19 protein-coding genes are annotated in these 20,717 nt (G+C 49.9%); 11 read left to right on the top strand and 8 right to left on the bottom strand.

Annotated features, from left to right (window positions below; genetic code table 11):
• Positions 1-121: 121 nt before the first annotated feature.
• On the bottom strand, positions 122-1,141 hold the full coding sequence (locus tag HMPREF0999_RS01640) for a FecR family protein (protein ID WP_005857807.1): 1,020 nt from the start codon (positions 1,139-1,141) through the stop codon (positions 122-124).
• Between the two features lie 160 nt (positions 1,142-1,301).
• On the opposite strand from HMPREF0999_RS01640, the gene HMPREF0999_RS01635 reads away from it, so the two are divergent.
• From HMPREF0999_RS01635 to HMPREF0999_RS01625, 3 genes are all read left to right on the top strand, one after another.
• A complete protein-coding gene (locus HMPREF0999_RS01635; protein ID WP_005857809.1) occupies positions 1,302-1,670 on the top strand; it encodes a DUF488 domain-containing protein in 369 nt (122 codons plus the stop codon).
• Between the two features lie 14 nt (positions 1,671-1,684).
• Positions 1,685-2,431, top strand: coding sequence for a 2,3-diphosphoglycerate-dependent phosphoglycerate mutase (gpmA, locus tag HMPREF0999_RS01630; protein WP_005857811.1), 747 nt, complete (start codon positions 1,685-1,687; stop codon positions 2,429-2,431).
• A gap of 66 nt (positions 2,432-2,497) precedes the next feature.
• A complete protein-coding gene (locus HMPREF0999_RS01625; protein WP_005857830.1) occupies positions 2,498-3,070 on the top strand; it encodes an RNA polymerase sigma-70 factor in 573 nt (190 codons plus the stop codon).
• Between the two features lie 50 nt (positions 3,071-3,120).
• Here the strand turns inward: HMPREF0999_RS01625 and HMPREF0999_RS01620 are convergent, their stop codons facing one another.
• Both HMPREF0999_RS01620 and HMPREF0999_RS01615 read right to left on the bottom strand, forming a co-directional pair.
• Positions 3,121-4,056, bottom strand: a complete 936-nt coding sequence (locus tag HMPREF0999_RS01620) for a sugar phosphate isomerase/epimerase family protein (protein ID WP_005857832.1) — start codon at positions 4,054-4,056, stop codon at positions 3,121-3,123.
• 118 nt (positions 4,057-4,174) lie between these two features.
• Positions 4,175-5,608, bottom strand: a complete 1,434-nt coding sequence (locus HMPREF0999_RS01615; RefSeq protein WP_005863095.1) for an aspartate ammonia-lyase — start codon at positions 5,606-5,608, stop codon at positions 4,175-4,177.
• Between the two features lie 451 nt (positions 5,609-6,059).
• Here HMPREF0999_RS01615 and trpB point away from each other — a divergent pair, with 451 nt between their 5' ends.
• The 8 genes from trpB to HMPREF0999_RS01575 all read left to right on the top strand — a co-directional run bounded on the left by trpB (position 6,060) and on the right by HMPREF0999_RS01575 (position 14,003).
• Positions 6,060-7,244 carry a tryptophan synthase subunit beta gene (trpB, locus tag HMPREF0999_RS01610; RefSeq protein WP_009275007.1) on the top strand — a complete coding sequence of 395 codons (1,185 nt, stop codon included), beginning with the start codon at positions 6,060-6,062 and terminating at the stop codon, positions 7,242-7,244.
• The gene (locus tag HMPREF0999_RS01605; protein WP_005857838.1) at positions 7,241-8,644 is read left to right on the top strand and encodes an anthranilate synthase component I family protein; all 1,404 of its coding nucleotides are present in this window, start codon (positions 7,241-7,243) and stop codon (positions 8,642-8,644) included. Before trpB ends, HMPREF0999_RS01605 begins: the two co-directional genes overlap by 4 nt.
• A gap of 122 nt (positions 8,645-8,766) precedes the next feature.
• Complete coding sequence (locus tag HMPREF0999_RS01600; RefSeq protein WP_009275006.1) at positions 8,767-9,333, top strand: anthranilate synthase component II; 567 nt, start codon at positions 8,767-8,769, stop codon at positions 9,331-9,333.
• A gap of 169 nt (positions 9,334-9,502) precedes the next feature.
• Entirely contained in the window at positions 9,503-10,498 is a 996-nt protein-coding gene (gene trpD / locus HMPREF0999_RS01595) for an anthranilate phosphoribosyltransferase (RefSeq protein WP_009275005.1), read from the top strand.
• A gap of 16 nt (positions 10,499-10,514) precedes the next feature.
• On the top strand, positions 10,515-11,309 hold the full coding sequence (trpC, locus tag HMPREF0999_RS01590; RefSeq protein WP_005857844.1) for an indole-3-glycerol phosphate synthase TrpC: 795 nt from the start codon (positions 10,515-10,517) through the stop codon (positions 11,307-11,309).
• Entirely contained in the window at positions 11,306-12,019 is a 714-nt protein-coding gene (locus HMPREF0999_RS01585) for a phosphoribosylanthranilate isomerase (RefSeq protein WP_009017217.1), read from the top strand. The genes trpC and HMPREF0999_RS01585 overlap by 4 nt, the downstream gene beginning before the upstream one ends.
• A gap of 25 nt (positions 12,020-12,044) precedes the next feature.
• Positions 12,045-12,818 carry a tryptophan synthase subunit alpha gene (gene trpA, locus HMPREF0999_RS01580; protein ID WP_009017216.1) on the top strand — a complete coding sequence of 258 codons (774 nt, stop codon included), beginning with the start codon at positions 12,045-12,047 and terminating at the stop codon, positions 12,816-12,818.
• 42 nt (positions 12,819-12,860) lie between these two features.
• Positions 12,861-14,003, top strand: a complete 1,143-nt coding sequence (locus tag HMPREF0999_RS01575; protein ID WP_009275004.1) for an iron-containing alcohol dehydrogenase — start codon at positions 12,861-12,863, stop codon at positions 14,001-14,003.
• Between the two features lie 53 nt (positions 14,004-14,056).
• Here the strand turns inward: HMPREF0999_RS01575 and HMPREF0999_RS01570 are convergent, their stop codons facing one another.
• The 5 genes from HMPREF0999_RS01570 to carB all read right to left on the bottom strand — a co-directional run bounded on the left by HMPREF0999_RS01570 (position 14,057) and on the right by carB (position 20,680).
• Positions 14,057-14,635, bottom strand: coding sequence for a lactate utilization protein C (locus HMPREF0999_RS01570; RefSeq protein ID WP_005863111.1), 579 nt, complete (start codon positions 14,633-14,635; stop codon positions 14,057-14,059).
• Positions 14,635-16,002 (bottom strand): lactate utilization protein B, encoded by a 1,368-nt coding sequence (locus HMPREF0999_RS01565; RefSeq protein WP_009275003.1) that lies wholly within the window; start codon positions 16,000-16,002, stop codon positions 14,635-14,637. Before HMPREF0999_RS01565 ends, HMPREF0999_RS01570 begins: the two co-directional genes overlap by 1 nt.
• A complete protein-coding gene (locus HMPREF0999_RS01560) occupies positions 15,999-16,739 on the bottom strand; it encodes a (Fe-S)-binding protein (protein ID WP_005857855.1) in 741 nt (246 codons plus the stop codon). The genes HMPREF0999_RS01565 and HMPREF0999_RS01560 overlap by 4 nt, the downstream gene beginning before the upstream one ends.
• A 59-nt stretch (positions 16,740-16,798) precedes the next feature.
• A complete protein-coding gene (locus tag HMPREF0999_RS01555) occupies positions 16,799-17,380 on the bottom strand; it encodes a Crp/Fnr family transcriptional regulator (RefSeq protein WP_005857857.1) in 582 nt (193 codons plus the stop codon).
• A 72-nt stretch (positions 17,381-17,452) separates the two neighbouring features.
• Positions 17,453-20,680 carry a carbamoyl-phosphate synthase (glutamine-hydrolyzing) large subunit gene (gene carB, locus HMPREF0999_RS01550; protein ID WP_005863118.1) on the bottom strand — a complete coding sequence of 1,076 codons (3,228 nt, stop codon included), beginning with the start codon at positions 20,678-20,680 and terminating at the stop codon, positions 17,453-17,455.
• Positions 20,681-20,717: the final 37 nt, after the last annotated feature.

Raw genomic sequence — 20,717 nt, 5'->3', positions numbered from 1 at the left:
CGCCAACAGCTCTTCTTGACTTTTCGTACGGGAGAATACGCCAATATTCTTCCGTATGTTTTTAATCCTTGTTTATTCTTTCTTCATGGCAGACGTATTTTAGAAGGTTACACATTATTTCTCATTTTGATATTTCCACGACTGAGGTTCCCGATCCACTGTCCTTAACGGTAGGTTTATGTATCGCATACTGGATTCCCGACGCCAATTTCAGGTATTCCAATACTTGAGGCAATTGCTCGTCCTTGAAACGGGCTGTTATTATGGACTTCAGTATCTCGTTATCTTTTACCTCGAATACTACGTGATAATGACGTTCCAGCGTTTTCAATACTTTATCCATCGGATGGTTCCTGAAGATAATCTCCCCGTTCTTCCAAGCCGTGTCATATTCGGTATTCACGTCGAACACCTTGATCTTGCCAGCGCCCTTTTGATACTCGGCTTTCTCGTTTGGCTTCAACATCTGTGTCATTCGCTTTCCTCCGGACACGACGTTCAGCTTTACCGATCCCTCTACCAAGGTGGTCTCTATCATACTCTCGTCTTTGTAAGCGGATACATTGAAAGAAGTACCCAACACCTCTACCGAGTAATCTTTATCCGCTTTCACAATAAAAGGCTTATGAGCATTCTTCGTCACCTCGAAATATCCTTGTCCGGTTAATTCCACCGTACGGGTATCCGCATTGAAGTCCGAAAGATATCTCAATTCGCTATTGGCATTCAGCCAAACCTTAGAACCGTCAGGTAAATCGAATGCCGAAACCACCCCAGGATTCGTGCGTACGGCTAGCGTACGCACGTTCCCTTGACCCTGCTGTATGAACAAATAAGCGGATAAAAGAAAGACTGGAATGAATAACACGGCCGCAGCCCGTTGAATAACACCTAACACTTGTCTTAAAGCTAATCTTTTCTCTTTCTTATGGATTCTTGATTTAAAACGAGACAACGCCTCGTCCGGGTTCACGGTCCGCATGACTTTTAGGCGACTTGCCACTTGAGCTGTAAAATAGACCTGCTCCAACAGTTTCTCGTTTTCTAGAGAGGCGGCCCGCCAGTTTTTCACCTCCGCAGCTTCCTCCTCGGTCAACATCCCATTGATGTATCGGATCAATATGTCTTCGTTTATTTCCATTTTTTCTTGTTTCTATAATTAATACAGTTGAGACAAAAGATGTACTAAACAAAAAAACGATTTTTTTCAAGAAAATTGAATAATGGCAAAAATACCGTTCCTAAAGAAAGGCTCAACAATATCCCTCTTTCTACTGTTTTACCACAAAATGAGACTTCTAATGGTAAAGATTCTTTTAAAACGGATTTATGAGGAGCCAAGTGAGGCGGATGGTTATCGCATTCTTCTCGACAGGCTATGGCCCAGAGGACTGAAGAAAGAGGATGCGAAGTTTGACGAATGGAGAAAAGACATCACTCCATCCAAGGAGTTACGCCAATGGTTCCACGAGGATAAAGACAGGCATTGGGAAGTATTCCAAGGTCGCTACGGGATGGAGATCAAGCAGAACCCGGATTTCATTCCTTTCTTACGAGAGATCGAGAAGCATCCGGTTGTCACTTTCCTCACGGCAGCGAAGGATGTACAACATAGTCATCTACCTATATTAAAAGAAGTCATCGAGGATTTCGAAAAAAACAAATCATAAAAATAAAAAGACCTATGAAAAGTATCGTATTGCTTCGCCACGGCGAAAGTATATGGAATAAAGAGAACCGGTTCACCGGTTGGACCGATGTGGATTTGACAGAAAAAGGCGTGGCCGAAGCTTATAGGGCCGGCAACCTATTGAAAGAAAAAGGATATGTGTTCAATAAAGCCTATACCTCTTATTTAAAACGGGCCGTCAAAACCTTGAATTGTGTATTGGATCGCATGGACCAAGACTGGATCCCGGTGGAGAAGAGCTGGAGGCTGAACGAGAAACATTACGGATCGCTACAAGGGTTGAACAAGAGCGAGACCGCCCAAAAGTATGGAGACGAGCAGGTCTTGATCTGGCGTCGCAGTTACGATATAGCCCCGCTTCCCCTATCGGAAGACGACCCTCGTAACCCTCGCTTCGATATCCGCTACAAAGACGTGCCGGATAAAGAGTTGCCCCGTACGGAATCCTTGAAAGATACGGTTGAGCGGATTCTCCCTTATTGGAAAGAGGTTATCTTCCCGACGCTCCGGACCGCCGACCAGATCCTTGTCGCCGCTCACGGAAACAGCTTGCGGGGAATCATCAAATATTTAAAAAACATCTCCGATGAAGAGATCGTTCATCTGAATCTCCCGACAGCCGTTCCATACGTGTTCGAGTTCGATGATGACTTGAAACTCGTGAATGATTATTTCCTTGGCGACCCGGAGGAAATCAAGAAACTCATGGAAGCCGTAGCCAACCAAGGAAAGAAAAAGTAGCGGGATTCATGCCTCTTATCCGGAATTATTCATTAAGTTTGCAACCAAACAAACTTAAACACTATTGTGGACGAGAACGCAGAACGAATTTCACTAGAACTTATCGCAGGAGACGAACAAGCGTTCGACACCGTGTACAAACAATATTACCGGGGATTGTGCGCCTTCGCCTCCCAATATGTAACAGTACCAGAATCGGAGGAGATCGTACAAGACGTGATGATGTGGCTGTGGGAAAACCGAAAATCCCTAGTAGCGGACATGTCCCTGAAATCACTCCTCTTCACCATTGTCCGCAATAAATGCCTCAATACGATCAGCCACATACAGGTTAAGCAACAAGTGCACGAGAGATTGTACGCCAAGTTCCAAGAGCAATTCGAGAATCCTGATTTTTATATAGGAGAACTGATGGCCTTGGCCTCCAAGGCCATCCGGGAGCTCCCGGATGAATACCGTAAGGCATTCGAGATGAACCGTTTCGAGGAAATGACCTACAACGAGATCGCCGAGCGGACAGGCGTATCCCCCAAAACAATCGCATACCGCATCTCTCAAGCGCTCAAGATATTACGGACGAAATTAAAGGACTATATCCCTTTATTGGTATGGCTGCTTTACGAACAAACACGCTCATAACGGAGGAAGCATCCTACCGCCATGAGCGTTTTTTTAATGAGTCAAAAGACTTATTTCACGAACGGTGCTTTCAATAAATAATCCACGCAGCCTTTCACGCCCTCAAACTGGGAACGTCCGTCAGGCATACCCTCCAACTCCACGAAATAATCCTTGATTCCATTCGCGTAAGCTTGCCGGAATATATTCTCGAAATTCATCATCCCGGACTCGCCTAGAATAGCACGGTCCTTGATGTGCAATACCTTAATACGGTTCGGATATTTCTTCAACCACTCTATCGGATCTTGTTGTCCCATCACGGCCCAATAAACATCCATCTCGAAAAATACAAGCGAAGGATCAGTATTCTTCAAGAACAACTCATAGATGCAATCTCCTTTCACACGCCTTCCCAGCTTGGCCTCCGTACTACCCGGATTTACCTTGGCGAACTCCATCTCATGGTTGTGATAGCCGAAAGGAATACCGGCCGCTTTCACTATCTTACCCGCCTCGTTAAAAATCTCGCAGACGAAAGCGGTTTCCTCGGTGCTACGGGTACTCGGTTGCCCGGGCTGGATCAAGTACTTCACGCCTAGTTTGGCATGGTCATCAGCCGTCTTCTTCCAATACTCGGAGATCTGGGAGCGATTGGCCTTCGTGTACTCACGTACCGGAGGATTCACGTGGGAACTGGTGATCTTCAATCCGGCATCATCCACCATCTTCTTGAATTCCATCATGTCTACACCGCCGATCTTGCCTTCCTTGTAACCGGCCAATTCCAGATTCGTGTACCCCATTTGCTTGATCTTTTTCAATCCACCGGGTACATCCGCATAAAGTTCCTTGCCTAAAGAATAGATTTGTAAACCAACTGTCTTAGCGGCCATCGTTTCAGAAGTGACAGGTTTAGCCGCATCTGCGCTCCCGACCTTTCCGGCCATCAGGCCACCCAAGGTGAAAAGGGACGCATTCTTTAAAAAATCTCGTCTATTTATCATGATTATTAGAATTAAGTCAGTCCAAAGATAGAGATTATAATCTAAAAAAAGACCGCATAGGATGGAAAAATCCACCTATACGGTCCACAAATGGTATACATTATATAATAGGACTCGATTAACGGCGAGGCTTGATATCCAACTTCACCGGCTTGATCATATTCTCCGGGCTTAAGATCGTATCCAATTCCTCCTTGGTCAAGATACCATGATCCAGTACCAATTGATAAACGCTAACGCCGGTCTCCAACGCCTCCTTCGCGATCTTGGTCGAGTTCTTATAGCCGATTACCGGATTCAAGGCCGTCACCACGCCGATGCTATGATGTACCTCCTCACGGCAACGATCCTCGTTAGCGATAATACCGTCCACGCAACGGGTACGCAAGGTATCGAAACCATTGATCAGCAAATCCACGGACTCGAAGCAGCATTGTGCCATCACCGGCTCCATGGCGTTCAGCTCCATCTGGGCGGCTTCCCCGGCCATGGTCACACATAATTCATTACCCATTACCTTATAAGCGATCTGGTTCATCACCTCCGGGATCACAGGATTCACCTTACCCGGCATGATAGAAGAACCCGGCTGCATAGCAGGCAAGTTAAACTCACCCAAACCGCAACGAGGACCGCTTGCCAACAAGCGAAGGTCATTACATATCTTATTCATCTTCACGCAAACCCGCTTCATGGCGGAAGCATAGCCTACCAAGCAAGAAGTATCCGAGGTAGCTCCTACCAAATCGGAGGAGAGACGGATATCCCATCCGGTTATCTCACGTAAAGCCGCGATACATTTCTCCGCGTATCCCGGCTCGGCACAAATACCCGTACCGATAGCGGTAGCTCCCATATTAACCACCAAGAAATCGGCGGCGGCCTCATTCAAGTGAGCGATCTCATCCTGCAAGATGCTGGCGAAGCCATTAAAGGTCTGCCCCAACGTCATAGGTACGGCATCCTCCAACTGCGTACGTCCCATCTTGATAATCTGCGAGAACTCCTCTCCTTTCTTACGGAAAGAGGCAATCAATTCCTCCAAATGGGGAAGCAATTGAAGATGCTTAAAATACATACCGATATGGATAGCGGTCGGATATGCGTCGTTCGTGGATTGCGAGCAGTTCACATGGTCGTTCGGTGAGCAGTATTGGTATTCACCCCGCTCATGCCCCATCAGCTCCAAGGCACGGTTGGCGATCACCTCATTCGCGTTCATATTCGTAGTGGTACCCGCTCCGCCTTGGATCATATCCACCGGGAACTGGTCGTGATGTTTACCATCGAGAATCTCCCCACAAGCGGCGATGATAGCGTCTTTTTGCTCTACGGTAAGCAAGCCTAATTCAAAGTTAGCCATGGCAGCCGCCATTTTTGTTATAGCTAATCCTTTAATGAATAAAGGATATTCGCTCAAACGGAATTTACTGATTGAGAAATTCTCGATTCCTCTCAAGGTTTGAACTCCGTATAATGCTTCGGCGGGGATTTCACGAGCGCCGATCAAATCGCTCTCTATGCGAGTTTTTCCAGTTAATTTAGTATCCATATTAGAAATATTAATCGTTTTTTATTGTTTCCGCAAAGGTAGAAACTATTATTTTGAAAGCAAATTATTCTTCGAAATAATAAAAACAAATACCAAAAACGCCAATACACGTCTATACAAGGCTCAATAAATTACAATTTGTCAACAGAGCAGTTTTAATAGACCTTCTGATCTTTTTTATCTCATTCATAAAAAAAACACGATTTTATTTGCTGTTTGTCAAAGATTCCATATATTTGCTGCCGTAATAACAAAACAGAGTCATGAGAACATTCGTAGTAAATACATATTGGTGGTGGCGCTCCGTACAACTCAAAAGGTCGTAAGGAACGAAGACTCGTATGTATATATAAACACTACATAAAGATATAAAGAGGTCTGTCGCACTTGCGGCAGGCCTCTTTTCTTTTTATGGCAAATTCAAAAGGAAAATAACTAAAATAGATAAAAGATGAAAACGTATCAAGTTGACAAGAATGGTTACTATGGTGAGTTCGGCGGGGCCTATGTTCCCGAGATCCTTCATCAATGCGTGGAAAATTTACAGAATACCTATCTGCAAGTGTTGGAGAGCGATAGCTTCAAGGAAGAGTTCGATCAGTTATTGCGTGATTATGTAGGCCGCCCCTCCCCTCTTTACTTGGCCAAACGGTTGAGCGAGAAATACGGATGCAATATCTATTTGAAACGGGAAGACTTGAACCATACCGGAGCACATAAGATCAACAATACGATCGGCCAGATCCTCCTAGCCCGCCGCATGGGGAAGACCCGTATCATCGCCGAGACGGGTGCCGGACAGCATGGAGTGGCTACGGCTACGGTATGTGCCTTGATGAATATGGAATGTATCGTTTATATGGGGAAGACAGACGTGGAACGCCAACATGCCAACGTACAGAAGATGGAGATGCTGGGAGCTACCGTCGTGCCCGTGACCTCGGGAAACATGACCTTGAAAGACGCCACGAACGAGGCGATCCGTGACTGGTGCTGTCATCCTTCGGATACGTATTATATTATCGGTTCTACGGTAGGCCCCCATCCTTATCCGGATATGGTAGCCCGGCTGCAATCCGTTATCAGCGAGGAGATCAAGAAGCAACTGCTGGAGAAGGAAGGAAGGGATCACCCGGATTACCTGATCGCCTGCGTAGGCGGGGGAAGTAACGCCGCCGGTACGATCTATCATTTCGTGGACGACGAGCGGGTGAAGATCGTCTTGGCCGAGGCCGGCGGCAAGGGCATCCACTCCGGCATGAGCGCCGCCACGATCCAATTGGGTAAAGAGGGCATCATCCACGGGGCACGTACCTTGGTCATGCAGAACGAGGACGGACAGATCGAGGAACCTTATTCTGTTTCCGCCGGCTTGGATTACCCGGGCATCGGCCCGATCCACGCGAACCTCTCCGTAGAGCACCGTGCGCAAATCCTAGCGGTCGATGATGACGAGGCGTTGGAGGCTGCTTTCGAGTTGACCCGTTTGGAAGGAATCATCCCGGCCTTGGAAAGCGCCCATGCCTTGGGAGCCTTGGCCAAGGTAAACTTCAAGCCGGAAGACGTGGTGGTACTGACTGTCTCGGGCCGTGGCGATAAAGATATGGACACTTACATTAATTATAAATTATCATGAATTATTCTTTCAAAACGATAAGCAAGAAGGTGATGGGCGACCTTCACACTCCCGTAAGCATCTATCTGAAAGTGCGGGATATCTACCCGGAATCGGCCCTGTTGGAAAGCTCGGACTTCCACGGAAACGAGAATAGCCTTTCCTTTATAGCGCTCCGCCCCTTGGCGAGCATCGGTATCAACAACGGGGAATGCACGGCTACCTTCCCGGACGAGACCCGTGAGGTTACCCCGCTCACCGAAGACTATAACGTACCCGAGGCGATGAACGCTTTCCTCGGCCGCTTCAAGGTGGAGGGAGCGGACAAGAAGGTCTGCGGATTATTCGGCTACACGGCTTTCGATGCCGTCCGTTATTTCGAGAACATCCCGGTCATGGAAGTTCATCACGAGGAGAACGACGCCCCCGATATGCTATACATATTATATAAGTATATCCTTGTCTTCAATCATTTCAAGAACGAGTTGACCCTAGTGGAGATGCTCCAAGAGGACGAGGCTAGCCGGCTGGAAGAAATCGAGACATTGATCGAGAACCGTAACTTCGCCTCCTATAACTTCCAGACAGCGGGTCCCGAGACCTCCCCGATCACCGGCGAGGAATACAAGGCGATGGTCCGCCAAGGCATCAAGCACTGCCTCAGGGGAGATGTCTTCCAGATCGTATTGAGCCGTCGCTTCGAGCAACCGTTCAAGGGAGACGACTTCAAGGTGTACCGGGCTCTTCGCAGCATCAATCCCTCTCCTTATTTGTTCTACTTCGATTTCGGAGGTTTCCGTATCTTCGGCTCTTCCCCCGAGACGCATTGCAAGGTAACGGGCAGACACGCCAGCATCGACCCGATCGCCGGGACCGCTTTCCGTACCGGTAATATCGAGGTAGACAAACAACGTACCGAGGCCCTGCTAGCCGACCCCAAGGAGAACGCCGAGCACGTGATGCTGGTAGACCTCGCCCGCAACGACCTAAGCCGGAACGCCCACGACGTGCAAGTGGATTTCTATAAGGAGGTACAATACTACAGCCACGTCATCCACCTCGTATCCCGTGTGAGCGGCGAGATCAACGCCGATAGCGACCCGGTAAAGACCTACGTCGATACCTTCCCCGCCGGCACGTTGAGCGGAGCCCCCAAAGTACGGGCCATGCAACTGATCACCGACATCGAGCATCATAACCGGGGTGCTTACGGCGGCTGTATCGGCTTTATCGGTCTGGATGGTGATTTGAACCAAGCGATCACGATCCGTACCTTCGTCAGCCGTGGCAACGTACTTTACTATCAGGCGGGAGCCGGGATCGTGGCTAAGAGCAACGATGAGCGTGAATTGCAAGAGGTAAACAATAAGCTGGGAGCCTTGAAGAAGGCGATAGATCTAGCGGAGAAATTAATCAATTGATTATCCGGTTGTAGAGACGGGGCGTGCCCCGTCTCCCACAGTCTGATAGTATTTTAAGTTACCATTTTGAAAGGATGAGACGGGGCACGCCCCGTCTCTACAACAACAACAATATATATAAAATGAAGATATTATTATTTGATAATTACGATTCCTTCACCTACAATTTGCTACATATATTGAAGGAACTGGGTGCGGATGTAGAGGTACACCGCAACGACAAGATCTCCTTGGAAGAGATAGAGCGTTTCGATAAGATCTTACTATCCCCGGGACCGGGCACCCCCGAGGAAGCCGGCATCCTCCTCCCCTTGATCCGCCGGTACGCCCCGACAAAGAGCATCCTAGGTGTCTGCCTAGGCGAGCAGGCCATCGGCGAGGCATTCGGCGCCACATTGATAAACCTTACCGACGTGCATCACGGCGTTTGCTCCGATATACGGATTGTCGCTAAAGATCCTATCTTCGAGGGACTGGAACCGGGTATACGTGTTGGGCGTTATCATTCTTGGGCGGTCTCCAAGGAAAACTTCCCGGATTGTCTGGAAATTACGGCGGTCGATACGGAAGAAGGACAGATCATGGGCTTGCGCCATCGTGAGTACAATGTACGAGGTATCCAATTCCATCCGGAATCCGTGTTGACACCCAAAGGGAAGACAATTATAGAGAACTGGCTGAAACGCTAATTACCTCCTAAGGCACTTATAGTTTCTTCCTAACGAAACATCAGTTTCTCTATGGTGAAACTAATGTTTCTCAAGCAAGAAACAAGAGTTTTCCCCTAGAGAAACAAAAGTTTTTCGATAAAGAAATATCGCAAAACTGCAATATTTTATCATTCAACACATTACAGACATGAAGCAAATATTATACAGATTATTCGAGCACCAATATCTAGGCCGGGAAGAAGCCCGGAATATCCTCCAGAATATAGCGGAGGGACGCTACAACGATTCCCAGATCGCCAGTCTGATCACCGTATTTCTGATGCGCAGTATCTCCGTAGAGGAATTGACCGGATTCCGGGAAGCTTTGCTGGAGATGCGTGTACCGGTAGATCTAAGCGAATACAAGCCGATCGATATCGTAGGTACCGGAGGCGACGGGAAAAACACGTTCAACATCAGTACCTGTTCCTGCTTCGTAGTGGCCGGTGCCGGTTACAATGTCGTAAAGCACGGTAACTACGGGGCTACCTCGGTGAGCGGCGCCAGCAACGTGATGGAGCAACACGGCGTAAAATTCACGAACGATATCGGTAAACTACGTACCTCCATGGATACCTGTCATATCGCCTACCTCCACGCACCCTTGTTCAACCCGGCGCTGAAAGCGGTAGCTCCGGTACGGAAGAGCCTCGGCGTGCGCAGCTTCTTCAATATGCTCGGCCCGCTGGTCAACCCGGTCATGCCTACTTACCAATTGTTAGGCGTATATAACCTCCCGCTACTCCGCCTATATAATTATACGTACCAAGAGAGCGGCACTCGCTTTGCCGTGGTACATAGCTTGGACGGTTACGACGAGATCTCCCTCACGGCCGATTTCAAGGTAGCCATGCCGGAGAAAGAGAAACTTTATACCCCGGAGATGCTCGGATTCAAACGTTGCACGGAAGCGGACCTCGACGGCGGCGAGACCCCGGAGGAAGCGGCCCGTATCTTCGACGCCGTATTAGGGAACAAGGCTACAGAGGCCCAAAAGAGCTGCGTGATCGCCAACTCCGCCTTCGCCATCCAAGTGATCTGTCCTGAGAAAAAGATCGAGACGTGTATCGCCGAGGCACGTGAATCACTGGAAAGCGGAAAAGCATTGGCTACATTCCGTAAATTTATATCTTTGAACCATTGATAAAGAAACATATCCTATGAAAAAGGACATCTTACAAGATATTATCGCCAATAAGCGCATCGAGGTAGCCCGGCAAAAACAGGCCGTAAGCTTACAGACCTTATTGGCTCTAGGTAGCGACCGTATGGAGCGTGACACACGTTCCATGCGTGCGGCGCTGGAATCATCCCCCTCCGGTATTATCGCCGAGTTCAAGCGTAAAAGCCCCTCCAAAGGCTGGCTGCATCCGGGTGCGAATATCGCCGACGTGGTGCCCGCTTACGAGGCCGGAGGAGCCTCCGCCTGCTCGATCCTTACGGATGGGGATTTCTTCGGAGGTTCCTTGGGCGACTTGCAAAAGGCCCGCAAGCTGGTGGATCTCCCGTTACTTCGCAAGGACTTCATCATCGATACCTACCAACTCTTCCAAGCCCGGGTGATAGGCGCCGACGCTGTCTTGTTGATCGCCGCCGCCCTTACAGAAGAAGAATGCCGGGTACTCGCCGAGACCGCCCATAGCCTGCAATTGGAAGTCTTGCTGGAAGTCCATAGCGAGGACGAGCTCAAATACCTGAATGCGGATATCGATATGCTCGGCGTGAACAACCGCAATCTCGGCACCTTCCATACGGACGTAAACAACTCATTCAAGTTGGTCGATAAGATGCGAGGCTTCTCCCCTCTTTTAGTGTCCGAGAGCGGAATCTCCGAGACCGATACCGTACGCCGATTGCGTGAGGCCGGTTTCCGCGGATTCCTGATCGGAGAGACCTTCATGAAAACCGAGAGGCCGGGCGATACCCTAGCCGATTTTATAGGAGGACTGGCATGATCATCAAAGTATGCGGAATGCGAGACTCCCGGAACATCCAAGAAGTCTCCGCCCTAGCCGTCAACTGGATCGGCCTCATCTTCTACGAACGCTCCCCGCGCTTCATCGGGCAAAGCCCGACGAAGCAGTGGACAGTGGACAGTGGACAATTGACAGTTAAATACCGCTTGTCGCAACTGTCAACTGTCAACTGTCAACTATCAACTAAAAAAGTGGGCGTTTTCGTCAACGCTACCATCGAGTCCATGATGGAGAAAGCCTCCGCCTACAAGCTAGACTATCTCCAACTTCACGGTAACGAATCGCCGGAAGATTGCCACACCTTGCAAAAAAGGGGCTATTCCTTGATCAAGGCTTTCCCCATCGCTACGAAAGAGGACTTCGAAAAAACAAGGGAGTATGAGGGCCGGGTGGATTATTTCCTTTTCGATACGAGATGCGAGGGCTATGGAGGCTCAGGCAAACGTTTCGATTGGTCCATCCTAACCGAGTATAAAGGAGAGACTCCCTTCTTGCTCAGCGGAGGCATCCGTCCGGAAAACGCAGAGGCGATCCGGAACTTCCGGCATCCCCGTTTCGCAGGTATCGACCTCAACAGTGGCTTCGAGATTGAGCCGGGATTGAAAGACGTCGACAAACTAAAGAATTTCATCCAACAAATTTTACATCCAGCTGTAGAGACAGGGCGTGCCCCGTCTCCCACCGTCTGATAGTATTTTTAAAATAGAATTCAAAATGAATCGCATCACAAACTTATTCCAGACCCAGAAAGACGGAATACTCTCCGTCTATTTCACCGCCGGTTATCCGAACTTAAACGATACGGCAAGCATCTTAAAAGCCTTACAGACTAAAGGTATCCACATGGTAGAAGTAGGAATCCCTTTCTCCGACCCGATGGCAGACGGCCCTGTCATCCAAGAGGCCGCCACGCAAGCGTTGCGTAACGGGATGTCACTGCATCTCTTATTCGAGCAATTGAAAGAGATCCGGAGCGAAGTACAGATCCCGATCATCTTGATGGGCTACCTGAACCCCATCATGCAATACGGTTTCGAGAAATTCTGCGAGAGTTGCATAGAGGCCGGCGTAGACGGAATGATCATCCCCGACCTGCCTTATGCCGATTATATCTCCGACTACAAGGAGATCGCCGATCGCCATGACCTAAAAATGATCATGCTGATCACCCCAGAGACCTCCGAGGAACGAATCCGGCTGATCGATGCCCATACCAGCGGGTTTATCTATATGGTATCCAGCGCAGCCACGACCGGAGCCCAACAAGACTTCAACGAGCAGAAGCAGGCCTATTTCCGTCGTATCAACGCCATGAACCTACAGAATCCCCGCTTGGTAGGTTTCGGCATCAGCAATAAAGCCACTTTCGAGGCGGCGATAGCCCATTCTTCCGGTGCCATCATCGGCAGTAAGTTCGTACAGTTACTAAAGAGCGAAGCTACTCCCGCCGAGGCGGTCGATAAGTTACTGGAAGCCCTAAAACAATAGGAACCCTATTCATGTTTACATATAAAAACAGTAAATAGTCCTATGAATAACTTCACTTTTCACAACCCAACCCGTTTATTATTCGGTAAGGGCATGATTGAGAAACTGAGTACGGCCATCCCGATGGTGCATCGCATCATGATCACCTTCGGAGGAGGTAGCGTAAAGCAAAACGGTGTGTACGACCAAGTGATCAAGGCGCTAAAGGATCGTGACTATATCGAGTTCTGGGGCATCGAGCCTAATCCCACCATCGAGACCTTGCGAGAAGCTATCCAGATAGCGAAAGGCAAGCAGGTGGATTTCCTATTGGCGGTAGGCGGTGGCTCCGTCATAGACGGGACGAAGCTAATCTCCGCCGGCATCCAGTACGACGGTGATCCTTGGGAATTGGTACAGAAAGGGTATTACTATCATACCGTGCCCATGGGTACCGTACTGACCCTGCCCGCCACGGGTTCCGAGATGAATAGCGGGGCCGTGATCTCCCGGAAAGAGACGCAAGAGAAATTCCCGTTCTACAGTAATTTCCCCGTGTTCTCGATCTTGGACCCGGAGACGACCTTCAGCCTGCCCCCGTATCAAGTGGCTTGCGGTATCGCCGATACCTTCGTCCACGTGATGGAGCAATATATGACTACGACCGACCAATCCCGCTTGATGGATCATTGGGCGGAAAGTATTTTAAGTACCTTGGTTGAGATCGCCCCGAAGATTAAGGAAGATCCGAGGAATTACGACCTGATGGCAGATTTCATGCTATCCGCCACGATGGGCTTGAACGGCTTTATCGCTATGGGCGTAACGCAGGACTGGGCTACCCATATGATCGGACACGAGCTAACCGCCCTTCACGGATTGACGCATGGAGCGACCTTAGCGATCGTCTTCCCCGGAACCTTACGCACCCTTCGCAAGCAGAAAGAGGGCAAGATCCTGCAATACGGCGAACGGGTATGGGGTATCAATAGTGGAACGACAGAAGAACGGGTAAGCCAAGCCATCGAGAAGACTGAGCAATTTTTCCAAAGCCTCGGTTTATCTACCCGCCTCAGCCAAGAGAAGATCGGCGATACGACAATCACCGAGATCGAGAATCGCTTCAATGAACGAAACGCCGCCTTCGGGGAGGCGAAGAATGTAACGGGTAGCGTGGCACGGGAAATATTGGAGAGCTGTAAATAACGTACAACTTGTAGAGACGGGGCGTGCCCCGTCTCTACAAATGGGTATAGGTTTTATCTTAACAGGACTACTACCCGGATCGGGCCATGCGCCCCGAATACCAAGGCTTGTTCAATATCAGCAGTCTTTGAGGGACCGGACATGAAGACTCCGTAATCATAATCCATAGTGGCAGTACGGCGGTAAGCCTCATTCATCGTATGAACCAATTGAGTCTTGTCCAACAAGATCACCAAAGCGTTCGAGATAAAGTACAGACCTTTATAACGTACCTGACGGGGTAACCAGACAGCGGCATTCTCCGCCACGCCGAAACTACCCTCCACCACAGATACGTCCGTTCCGTTCAACTCCCGGGGATCGGTCAGCCCATCTGGGTTAAAGGTAGCGCAAGTAATCTCCTTCAAATTCGAGGCGATACGTTTCGCCTCCGGAAACTCACGGCGGATCACCTCATTCACATCCTCGCCGGGCTTTAACTCGATGGCCTTGCCACCCGCCCCGGCTAACACCTCCGAGAACGTAGCCAACTTATCCGCATAGGTAATCGCCTCCAACGTAAGCTCAGGCATCTCGTGGCGTGCACCCGTATGACGACGGATACTCGCCAATATAGAATCTTTACTACTCATTATCTCACCTTATTATTCTTCCACATATCATTAAACGACTCCTTGGCGAAAGCCGGAAGCTCACGTCCCTTGCCCCAAGCGTTCAAGCCATTGTAGACCATGAAACGGGGCAAATGATTCACTACCGGAGCAAACTTCAACGCCGTATTGAACAATCCCGGACGTTCCATCAAGAACTTCATGCCGAAAGACATCACTTTCTTCTCCTTGCTCGCCTTACCGATCTTATCCAAATCTTGCCGCCAACGGTAAATCTGCTCGCCCAAATCGATCTTTACCGGACAAACGTTCGAGCAAGAAAGACATAAGGAGCAAGCCGATACGTTATCCGAATATTCCTCCGGATTCCTCAGCATACCCAAGTTGATCCCGATCGGTCCCGGAATGAAATACGTATACGAATAGCCACCACTCCTGCGATATACCGGACAGGTATTCATGCACTCGCCACAACGGATACAATTCAACGTACGGATATGATCCGGTTTCGCCAAGATATCACTGCGCCCGTTATCCACGATAATGATATGGAACTCTTGTCCCTCGGGCGGACGGCGGTAATGAGAAGTATAAGACGTGATGGGTTGCCCCGTACCCGAACGAGCCAGCAAACGAGTGAATACGCCCAATGCCTCCAGATTCGGTACGATCTTCTCCATCCCCATCGTAGCGATATGCACCTTCGGGAAGGAGGTTCCCATATCGGCGTTTCCCTCATTGGTACAAACCACGATCTCGCCCGTAGAGGCGACAGCGAAGTTAGCGCCCGTCATCGCCACGTCGGCATGCAGGAATTTCTCACGCAGATTCTTACGGGCGGCATGCGTCAGGTAGGTAGGGTCGATATTCCCTTTCTCCGTTCCCATCTCACGCTCCATCATCTCGCTGATCTGCTCCCGTTTGATATGGATCGCCGGCATCACGATATGGCTCGGGGCCAAATGCATCAATTGCAAGATACGCTCACCCAAATCGCTCTCCACCACATCGATTCCTTTCGACATCAAGAACTCGTTCATATGGCATTCCTCCGTCAGCATCGATTTGCTCTTGATCAGGTTCCGGGCATCATGCTGGCGCAAGATCCGCAAGACGATCTCGTTATGCTCCTCGGCATCTTTCGCCCAATGCACGATAGCCCCGTTGGCGATCGCATTTTTCTCGAACTCCTCCAGAAGCGTGTCCAGATGGCTGTTGGAGTAAAGCTTGATCTCCGAGGCCAACTCTCTCAACCGCTCCCACTCGGGAAGCGAATGGCTCATCTTATCCCGTTTGGTACGTACCATCCAAAGCGTATGGTCGTGCCAAGCCTCATTCTCCTTATTCTCTAGGAAACGGGCCGCTGCTATAGCATGTTTCGTACTCATAATCCGGACGCTAATATTTGAACGATGTGAATAGTCTTGATCGGAAGTTTCTCTCGCTTGATAACCCCTTCCATATGCATCAGGCAAGAGCTATCCGCCCCGGTGATATACTCGGCGCCGGTACTCATATGATCCTTTACCTTGTCTTGCCCCATGCAAGTAGAGACCTCAGGCTCCTCGATGGCGAACATACCGCCGAAACCGCAACATTCGTCCACCCGCTTCGGCTCGAACACCTCGATACCTTTCACCAAGGAAAGGAGATCACGTAACTTGGAATAGTACGGGATATTACGCTCGCTGGGCGACGAGAGATGCAACTCACGCACCCCGTGGCAACTATTATGGATACTCACCTTATGCGGGAAAACGGCCGGCAGGGATCCCGGTCTCACCACGTCGTGCAAGAACTCGCAGATATCATAAATCTTCTTACTGTTCATACAAACGTGATCCCGCTTTCCCAATATATGGGGATGGTTCTCTTTTACGAAGGCTACGCAACTGGCCGAGGGGCCTACCACGTAGTCATAGTTCTTAAACTGTTCCTCCATCCGGAGGGCCAAGCGAGCCGCCTCATCCTCGAAGCCGGCGTTCGCCATGGGTTGTCCGCAACAGGTCTGGTCCATCGGATAATCGACATCCACACCCACATGCCTCAACAATTTATACGAGGCGATACCCACTTCGGGGTACACCGCGTTAATGTAACATGGGATAAATAATCCTACCTTCATACTAATTTTATCTTATATATCATATACGACACCGTATATAATTAACACCTACAAGCCCCTCATAGCTGCATATTGGCCCTTACCCTGCTTAATGTCTCGGGAGTCATCAGCAAATAAGAGGCGATATGGGACAAGGGGGCACGCTGCACGATCTCAGGGTGTTCTTTCAATAAGCGGGCATAACGTTCATTAGCGGTCTCGAAACGAAGGAAATCCGCCTTCCGTTGAGACAGGATCAGCGAATTCTCCAACAGGCGGCGATACATGACCTCGATCTCGTAATCCTCGGCGCACAATGCCAATAAAGGATCATGAGGAATGCCATACAGCACCGTATTCTCCAAGGCCTCCACCAACAGATTAGCGGGACGCTGGCGCAAGAAGCTCTCGATGCAAATGAAGATGTTGTCCTCGCTGGCGAAATGCTCGGTCAGCTCTTTCTTATTCTTGAAGTAAAACTGGCGAACCATTCCCTTATAGACATAACCGAGTTGCGTACAAACCTCTCCTTCGCTCAAAAACAGGGCGCCTTTTTTCAATTCTGTCCGGATTAAGATAGAGGCCAGTTTCTGGGCGGCTTCCTCACTGAGTAGAATCGATTGCGCCGCAATCCTGCGAGCTATAAATATCGCTGTATCCATATTCATGGTTGTTTTTGTTTGTTTCCGCAAACTTACGAAATAAATACCACTTGATTTACATCAAGCCCCCATTTATTTATATTCCTGCCAACTCTTGATGCAGATATCATCTACGCTCAAGGTACAGAAGGCTTGAATGAAAGCGCTCGCCAGACGGGCATTCGTAATCAACGGGATATTCAGGTCGATGGCGGCACGGCGGATCTTATAGCCGTTGTCAAGCTCGCCGGCGGAAAGGTCACGAGGGATATTCACGACCATATCGATCTGCTTCTCATGAAGCATCTTAAGCGCCTGCGGTTCTCCCTTCTCGCTCGGCCAGTACACCTTCGTACTCGGAATGCCATTCTCCGCCAAGAAACGGTGCGTACCTCCCGTAGCGAATAGGTTGTAGCCTTTCGTCGCCAACATCTTAGCGGCATCCAGCATGGCTACCTTCTGCTTCGGCGTACCGGTGGACAGGAGGATATTCTTCTCCGGAACCCGTTGCCCGACAGCGAGCATACTCGTCAACACCGCCTCGGATACATCGTCGCCCAGACAACCCACCTCGCCCGTGGAAGCCATATCGACCCCTAATACCGGATCGGCTTTCTGCAAGCGATTGAACGAGAATTGAGAGGCCTTGATACCCACGTAATCCAAATCGAACTCATTCTTATTCGGTTTCTCTACCGGCAAGCCCAGCATGACACGGGTAGCCAACTCGATGAAGTTTATCTTCAGCACCTTGCTCACGAACGGGAAGGAACGGCTGGCACGAAGGTTGCACTCGATCACCTTGATCTCATTGCCCTTCGCCAGATATTGGATATTGAACGGGCCGGAGATATTCAGCTCCTTAGCGATCTGCTTACTGATACGCTTGATACGACGAACCGTCTCCACATATAATTTCTGGGCCGGGAACTGAATCGTAGCGTCGCCGGAATGAACCCCGGCAAACTCGATATGCTCGCTAATGGCATACATCACGATCTCGCCATGATCGGCCACGGCATCCATCTCCACCTCTTTCGCATGCTCGATGAACTGACTTACCACCACCGGATGCTTTTGGCTGACGTTGGCGGCCAATTTCAAGAAACGCTCCAACTCCTCTTGATTCGAGCAGACATTCATGGCGGCACCACTCAGCACGTAACTCGGGCGAACCAACACGGGGAAGCCTACCTCCGCCACGAAGCCATTGATATCCTCCATGGAAGAAAGCTCTTTCCAGCGGGGTTGATCCACGCCGATACGATCCAACATGGCGGAGAACTTCTCACGGTCCTCGGCATTATCGATGCTCTTGGCGGATGTCCCCAAGATATTCACATGCTGCTCGTCCAAACGCATCGCCAAGTTATTCGGGATCTGGCCGCCGGTGGAGACGATCACGCCGTGCGGGTTCTCCAGCTCGAGGATATCCATCACACGCTCGAAGGTAAGCTCATCGAAATAAAGACGATCGCACATATCATAGTCGGTAGACACCGTCTCGGGATTGTAGTTGATCATCACGGAACGATAGCCCTCCTTACGGATCGTATTCAAGGCCTGCACGCCACACCAGTCGAACTCCACCGAGCTACCGATGCGGTAAGCGCCGGAACCCAGCACGACAATCGAGCGATGATCGCCCAAATACGTCACGTCGTTTTCCGTACCGCTATACGTCAGGTACAGGTAATTCGTCTGCGCCGGATACTCGGCGGCCAAGGTATCGATCTGTTTCACCACCGGAAGAATGCCATGCTCCTTACGGAACTGACGAACCAACATCATACCCTTCTCCACATCCCCGTCGAGACCGATCGCCCGTGCGATCTGGAAATCAGAGAAACCTTGTATCTTCGCCCGGCGGATCAACTCCGGATTGATGCGCCAACGTTGGATCCCCTTCATATCGAAAGCGTGAAGCTCCTTGGAGGTCTGCATGATTCCATATAGTTTCTGTAGGAACCATCGGTCTATCTTGGTAAGCTCATGAATCTGGTCTACCGTATAGCCAGCACGGAATGCCTTCGAGATAACGAAGATACGGCGATCGGTAGGCTCATGCAAAGCCTTATCGATATCCTCGATCACCAACTCCTTATTCTCCACGAAACCGTGCATACCCTGCCCGATCATACGCAAGCCCTTCTGGATAGCCTCTTCGAAAGTACGTCCGATCGCCATCACCTCGCCAACCGACTTCATGCTGGAACCCAACTCACGAGCCACGCCGTGGAACTTACCCAAGTCCCAGCGAGGGATCTTACATACCACGTAATCAAGAGCCGGCTCAAAGAAAGCGCTAGTCGTTTTCGTCACGGAGTTTTTCAAGTCGAACAAACCGTAACCCAAGCCTAATTTAGCGGCCACGAAAGCCAACGGATAACCGGTCGCCTTAGAAGCCAAGGCCGAAGAACGGCTCAAGCGGGCGTTCACCTCGATCACCCGGTAATCCTCACTCTCCGGATCGTAAGCGTATTGCACGTTACACTCGCCCACGATACCGATATGGCGAATGATACGGATCGCCAACTCACGTAACTTATGATAATCCGTATTGCTCAAGGTCTGCGAGGGGGCAATCACGATAGACTCTCCCGTATGGATTCCCAGCGGGTCGAAATTCTCCATGTTACATACCGTGATACAGTTATCGAAGCGGTCGCGCACCACCTCGTACTCTACCTCTTTCCAGCCCTTCAAGCTTTTCTCCACCAATACTTGCGGAGAGAAAGAGAAAGCCTTCTCTACCAACACGTCCAATTCTTCCTCATTGTCGCAGAAACCGGAACCCAAGCCCCCCAGCGCATAAGCGGCACGGACGATGACCGGATACCCCAGCTCGGCGGCCGCACGGCGAGCGTCAGCGGCATTCTCCACGGCCTCGCTCTTGATCGTCTTCACGTCGATCTCATCCAGCTTGCGTACGAACAACTCCCGATCCTCGGTATCCATGATAGCCTGCACCGGGGTACCCAATACCTTCACGCCATACTTCTCCAGCACGCCGCTTTGGTAAAGAGCCACGCCACAATTCAACGCCGTCTGCCCGCCGAAAGCGAGCAAGATACCTTCCGGACGTTCCTTCTCGATCACCTTTTCCACAAAAAAAGGAGTAACGGGCAGGAAATAAACCGTGTCCGCAACTCCTTCCGATGTCTGTACCGTAGCGATATTCGGATTGATCAATACCGTTTGAATCCCCTCTTCCTTAATCGCCTTCAGGGCTTGGCTGCCTGAATAATCGAACTCGCCCGCCTCACCAATCTTCAAGGCTCCGGAACCGAGTATCAGGACTTTCTTTATATCTTCTTTCATTGCTTTACTTTTTTTAATGTTCTCTTTTAGGGTAAGC

Origin of the sequence: Parabacteroides sp. D25, assembly GCF_000307475.1 — a bacterium.
Taxonomy (GTDB): domain Bacteria; phylum Bacteroidota; class Bacteroidia; order Bacteroidales; family Tannerellaceae; genus Parabacteroides; species Parabacteroides distasonis.
This window is presented reverse-complemented; position numbering and strand designations above follow the sequence as displayed.

Excerpts from the sequence above, each read along its gene's own strand:
- HMPREF0999_RS01565 (WP_009275003.1), bottom strand. The coding sequence starts at position 16,002 with ATGAGTACGAAACATGCTATAGCAGCGGCCCGTTTCCTAGAGAATAAG.
- HMPREF0999_RS01570 (WP_005863111.1), bottom strand. The coding sequence starts at position 14,635 with ATGAGTAGTAAAGATTCTATATTGGCGAGTATCCGTCGTCATACGGGT.
- HMPREF0999_RS01575 (WP_009275004.1), top strand. The coding sequence starts at position 12,861 with ATGAATAACTTCACTTTTCACAACCCAACCCGTTTATTATTCGGTAAG.
- trpA (WP_009017216.1), top strand. The coding sequence starts at position 12,045 with ATGAATCGCATCACAAACTTATTCCAGACCCAGAAAGACGGAATACTC.
- HMPREF0999_RS01615 (WP_005863095.1), bottom strand. The coding sequence starts at position 5,608 with ATGGATACTAAATTAACTGGAAAAACTCGCATAGAGAGCGATTTGATC.
- trpB (WP_009275007.1), top strand. The coding sequence starts at position 6,060 with ATGAAAACGTATCAAGTTGACAAGAATGGTTACTATGGTGAGTTCGGC.
- carB (WP_005863118.1), bottom strand. The coding sequence starts at position 20,680 with ATGAAAGAAGATATAAAGAAAGTCCTGATACTCGGTTCCGGAGCCTTG.
- HMPREF0999_RS01635 (WP_005857809.1), top strand. The coding sequence starts at position 1,302 with ATGGTAAAGATTCTTTTAAAACGGATTTATGAGGAGCCAAGTGAGGCG.
- HMPREF0999_RS01585 (WP_009017217.1), top strand. The coding sequence starts at position 11,306 with ATGATCATCAAAGTATGCGGAATGCGAGACTCCCGGAACATCCAAGAA.
- gpmA (WP_005857811.1), top strand. The coding sequence starts at position 1,685 with ATGAAAAGTATCGTATTGCTTCGCCACGGCGAAAGTATATGGAATAAA.
- trpC (WP_005857844.1), top strand. The coding sequence starts at position 10,515 with ATGAAAAAGGACATCTTACAAGATATTATCGCCAATAAGCGCATCGAG.
- HMPREF0999_RS01600 (WP_009275006.1), top strand. The coding sequence starts at position 8,767 with ATGAAGATATTATTATTTGATAATTACGATTCCTTCACCTACAATTTG.
- HMPREF0999_RS01560 (WP_005857855.1), bottom strand. The coding sequence starts at position 16,739 with ATGAAGGTAGGATTATTTATCCCATGTTACATTAACGCGGTGTACCCC.
- HMPREF0999_RS01620 (WP_005857832.1), bottom strand. The coding sequence starts at position 4,056 with ATGATAAATAGACGAGATTTTTTAAAGAATGCGTCCCTTTTCACCTTG.
- HMPREF0999_RS01605 (WP_005857838.1), top strand. The coding sequence starts at position 7,241 with ATGAATTATTCTTTCAAAACGATAAGCAAGAAGGTGATGGGCGACCTT.
- HMPREF0999_RS01640 (WP_005857807.1), bottom strand. The coding sequence starts at position 1,141 with ATGGAAATAAACGAAGACATATTGATCCGATACATCAATGGGATGTTG.
- trpD (WP_009275005.1), top strand. The coding sequence starts at position 9,503 with ATGAAGCAAATATTATACAGATTATTCGAGCACCAATATCTAGGCCGG.
- HMPREF0999_RS01555 (WP_005857857.1), bottom strand. The coding sequence starts at position 17,380 with ATGGATACAGCGATATTTATAGCTCGCAGGATTGCGGCGCAATCGATT.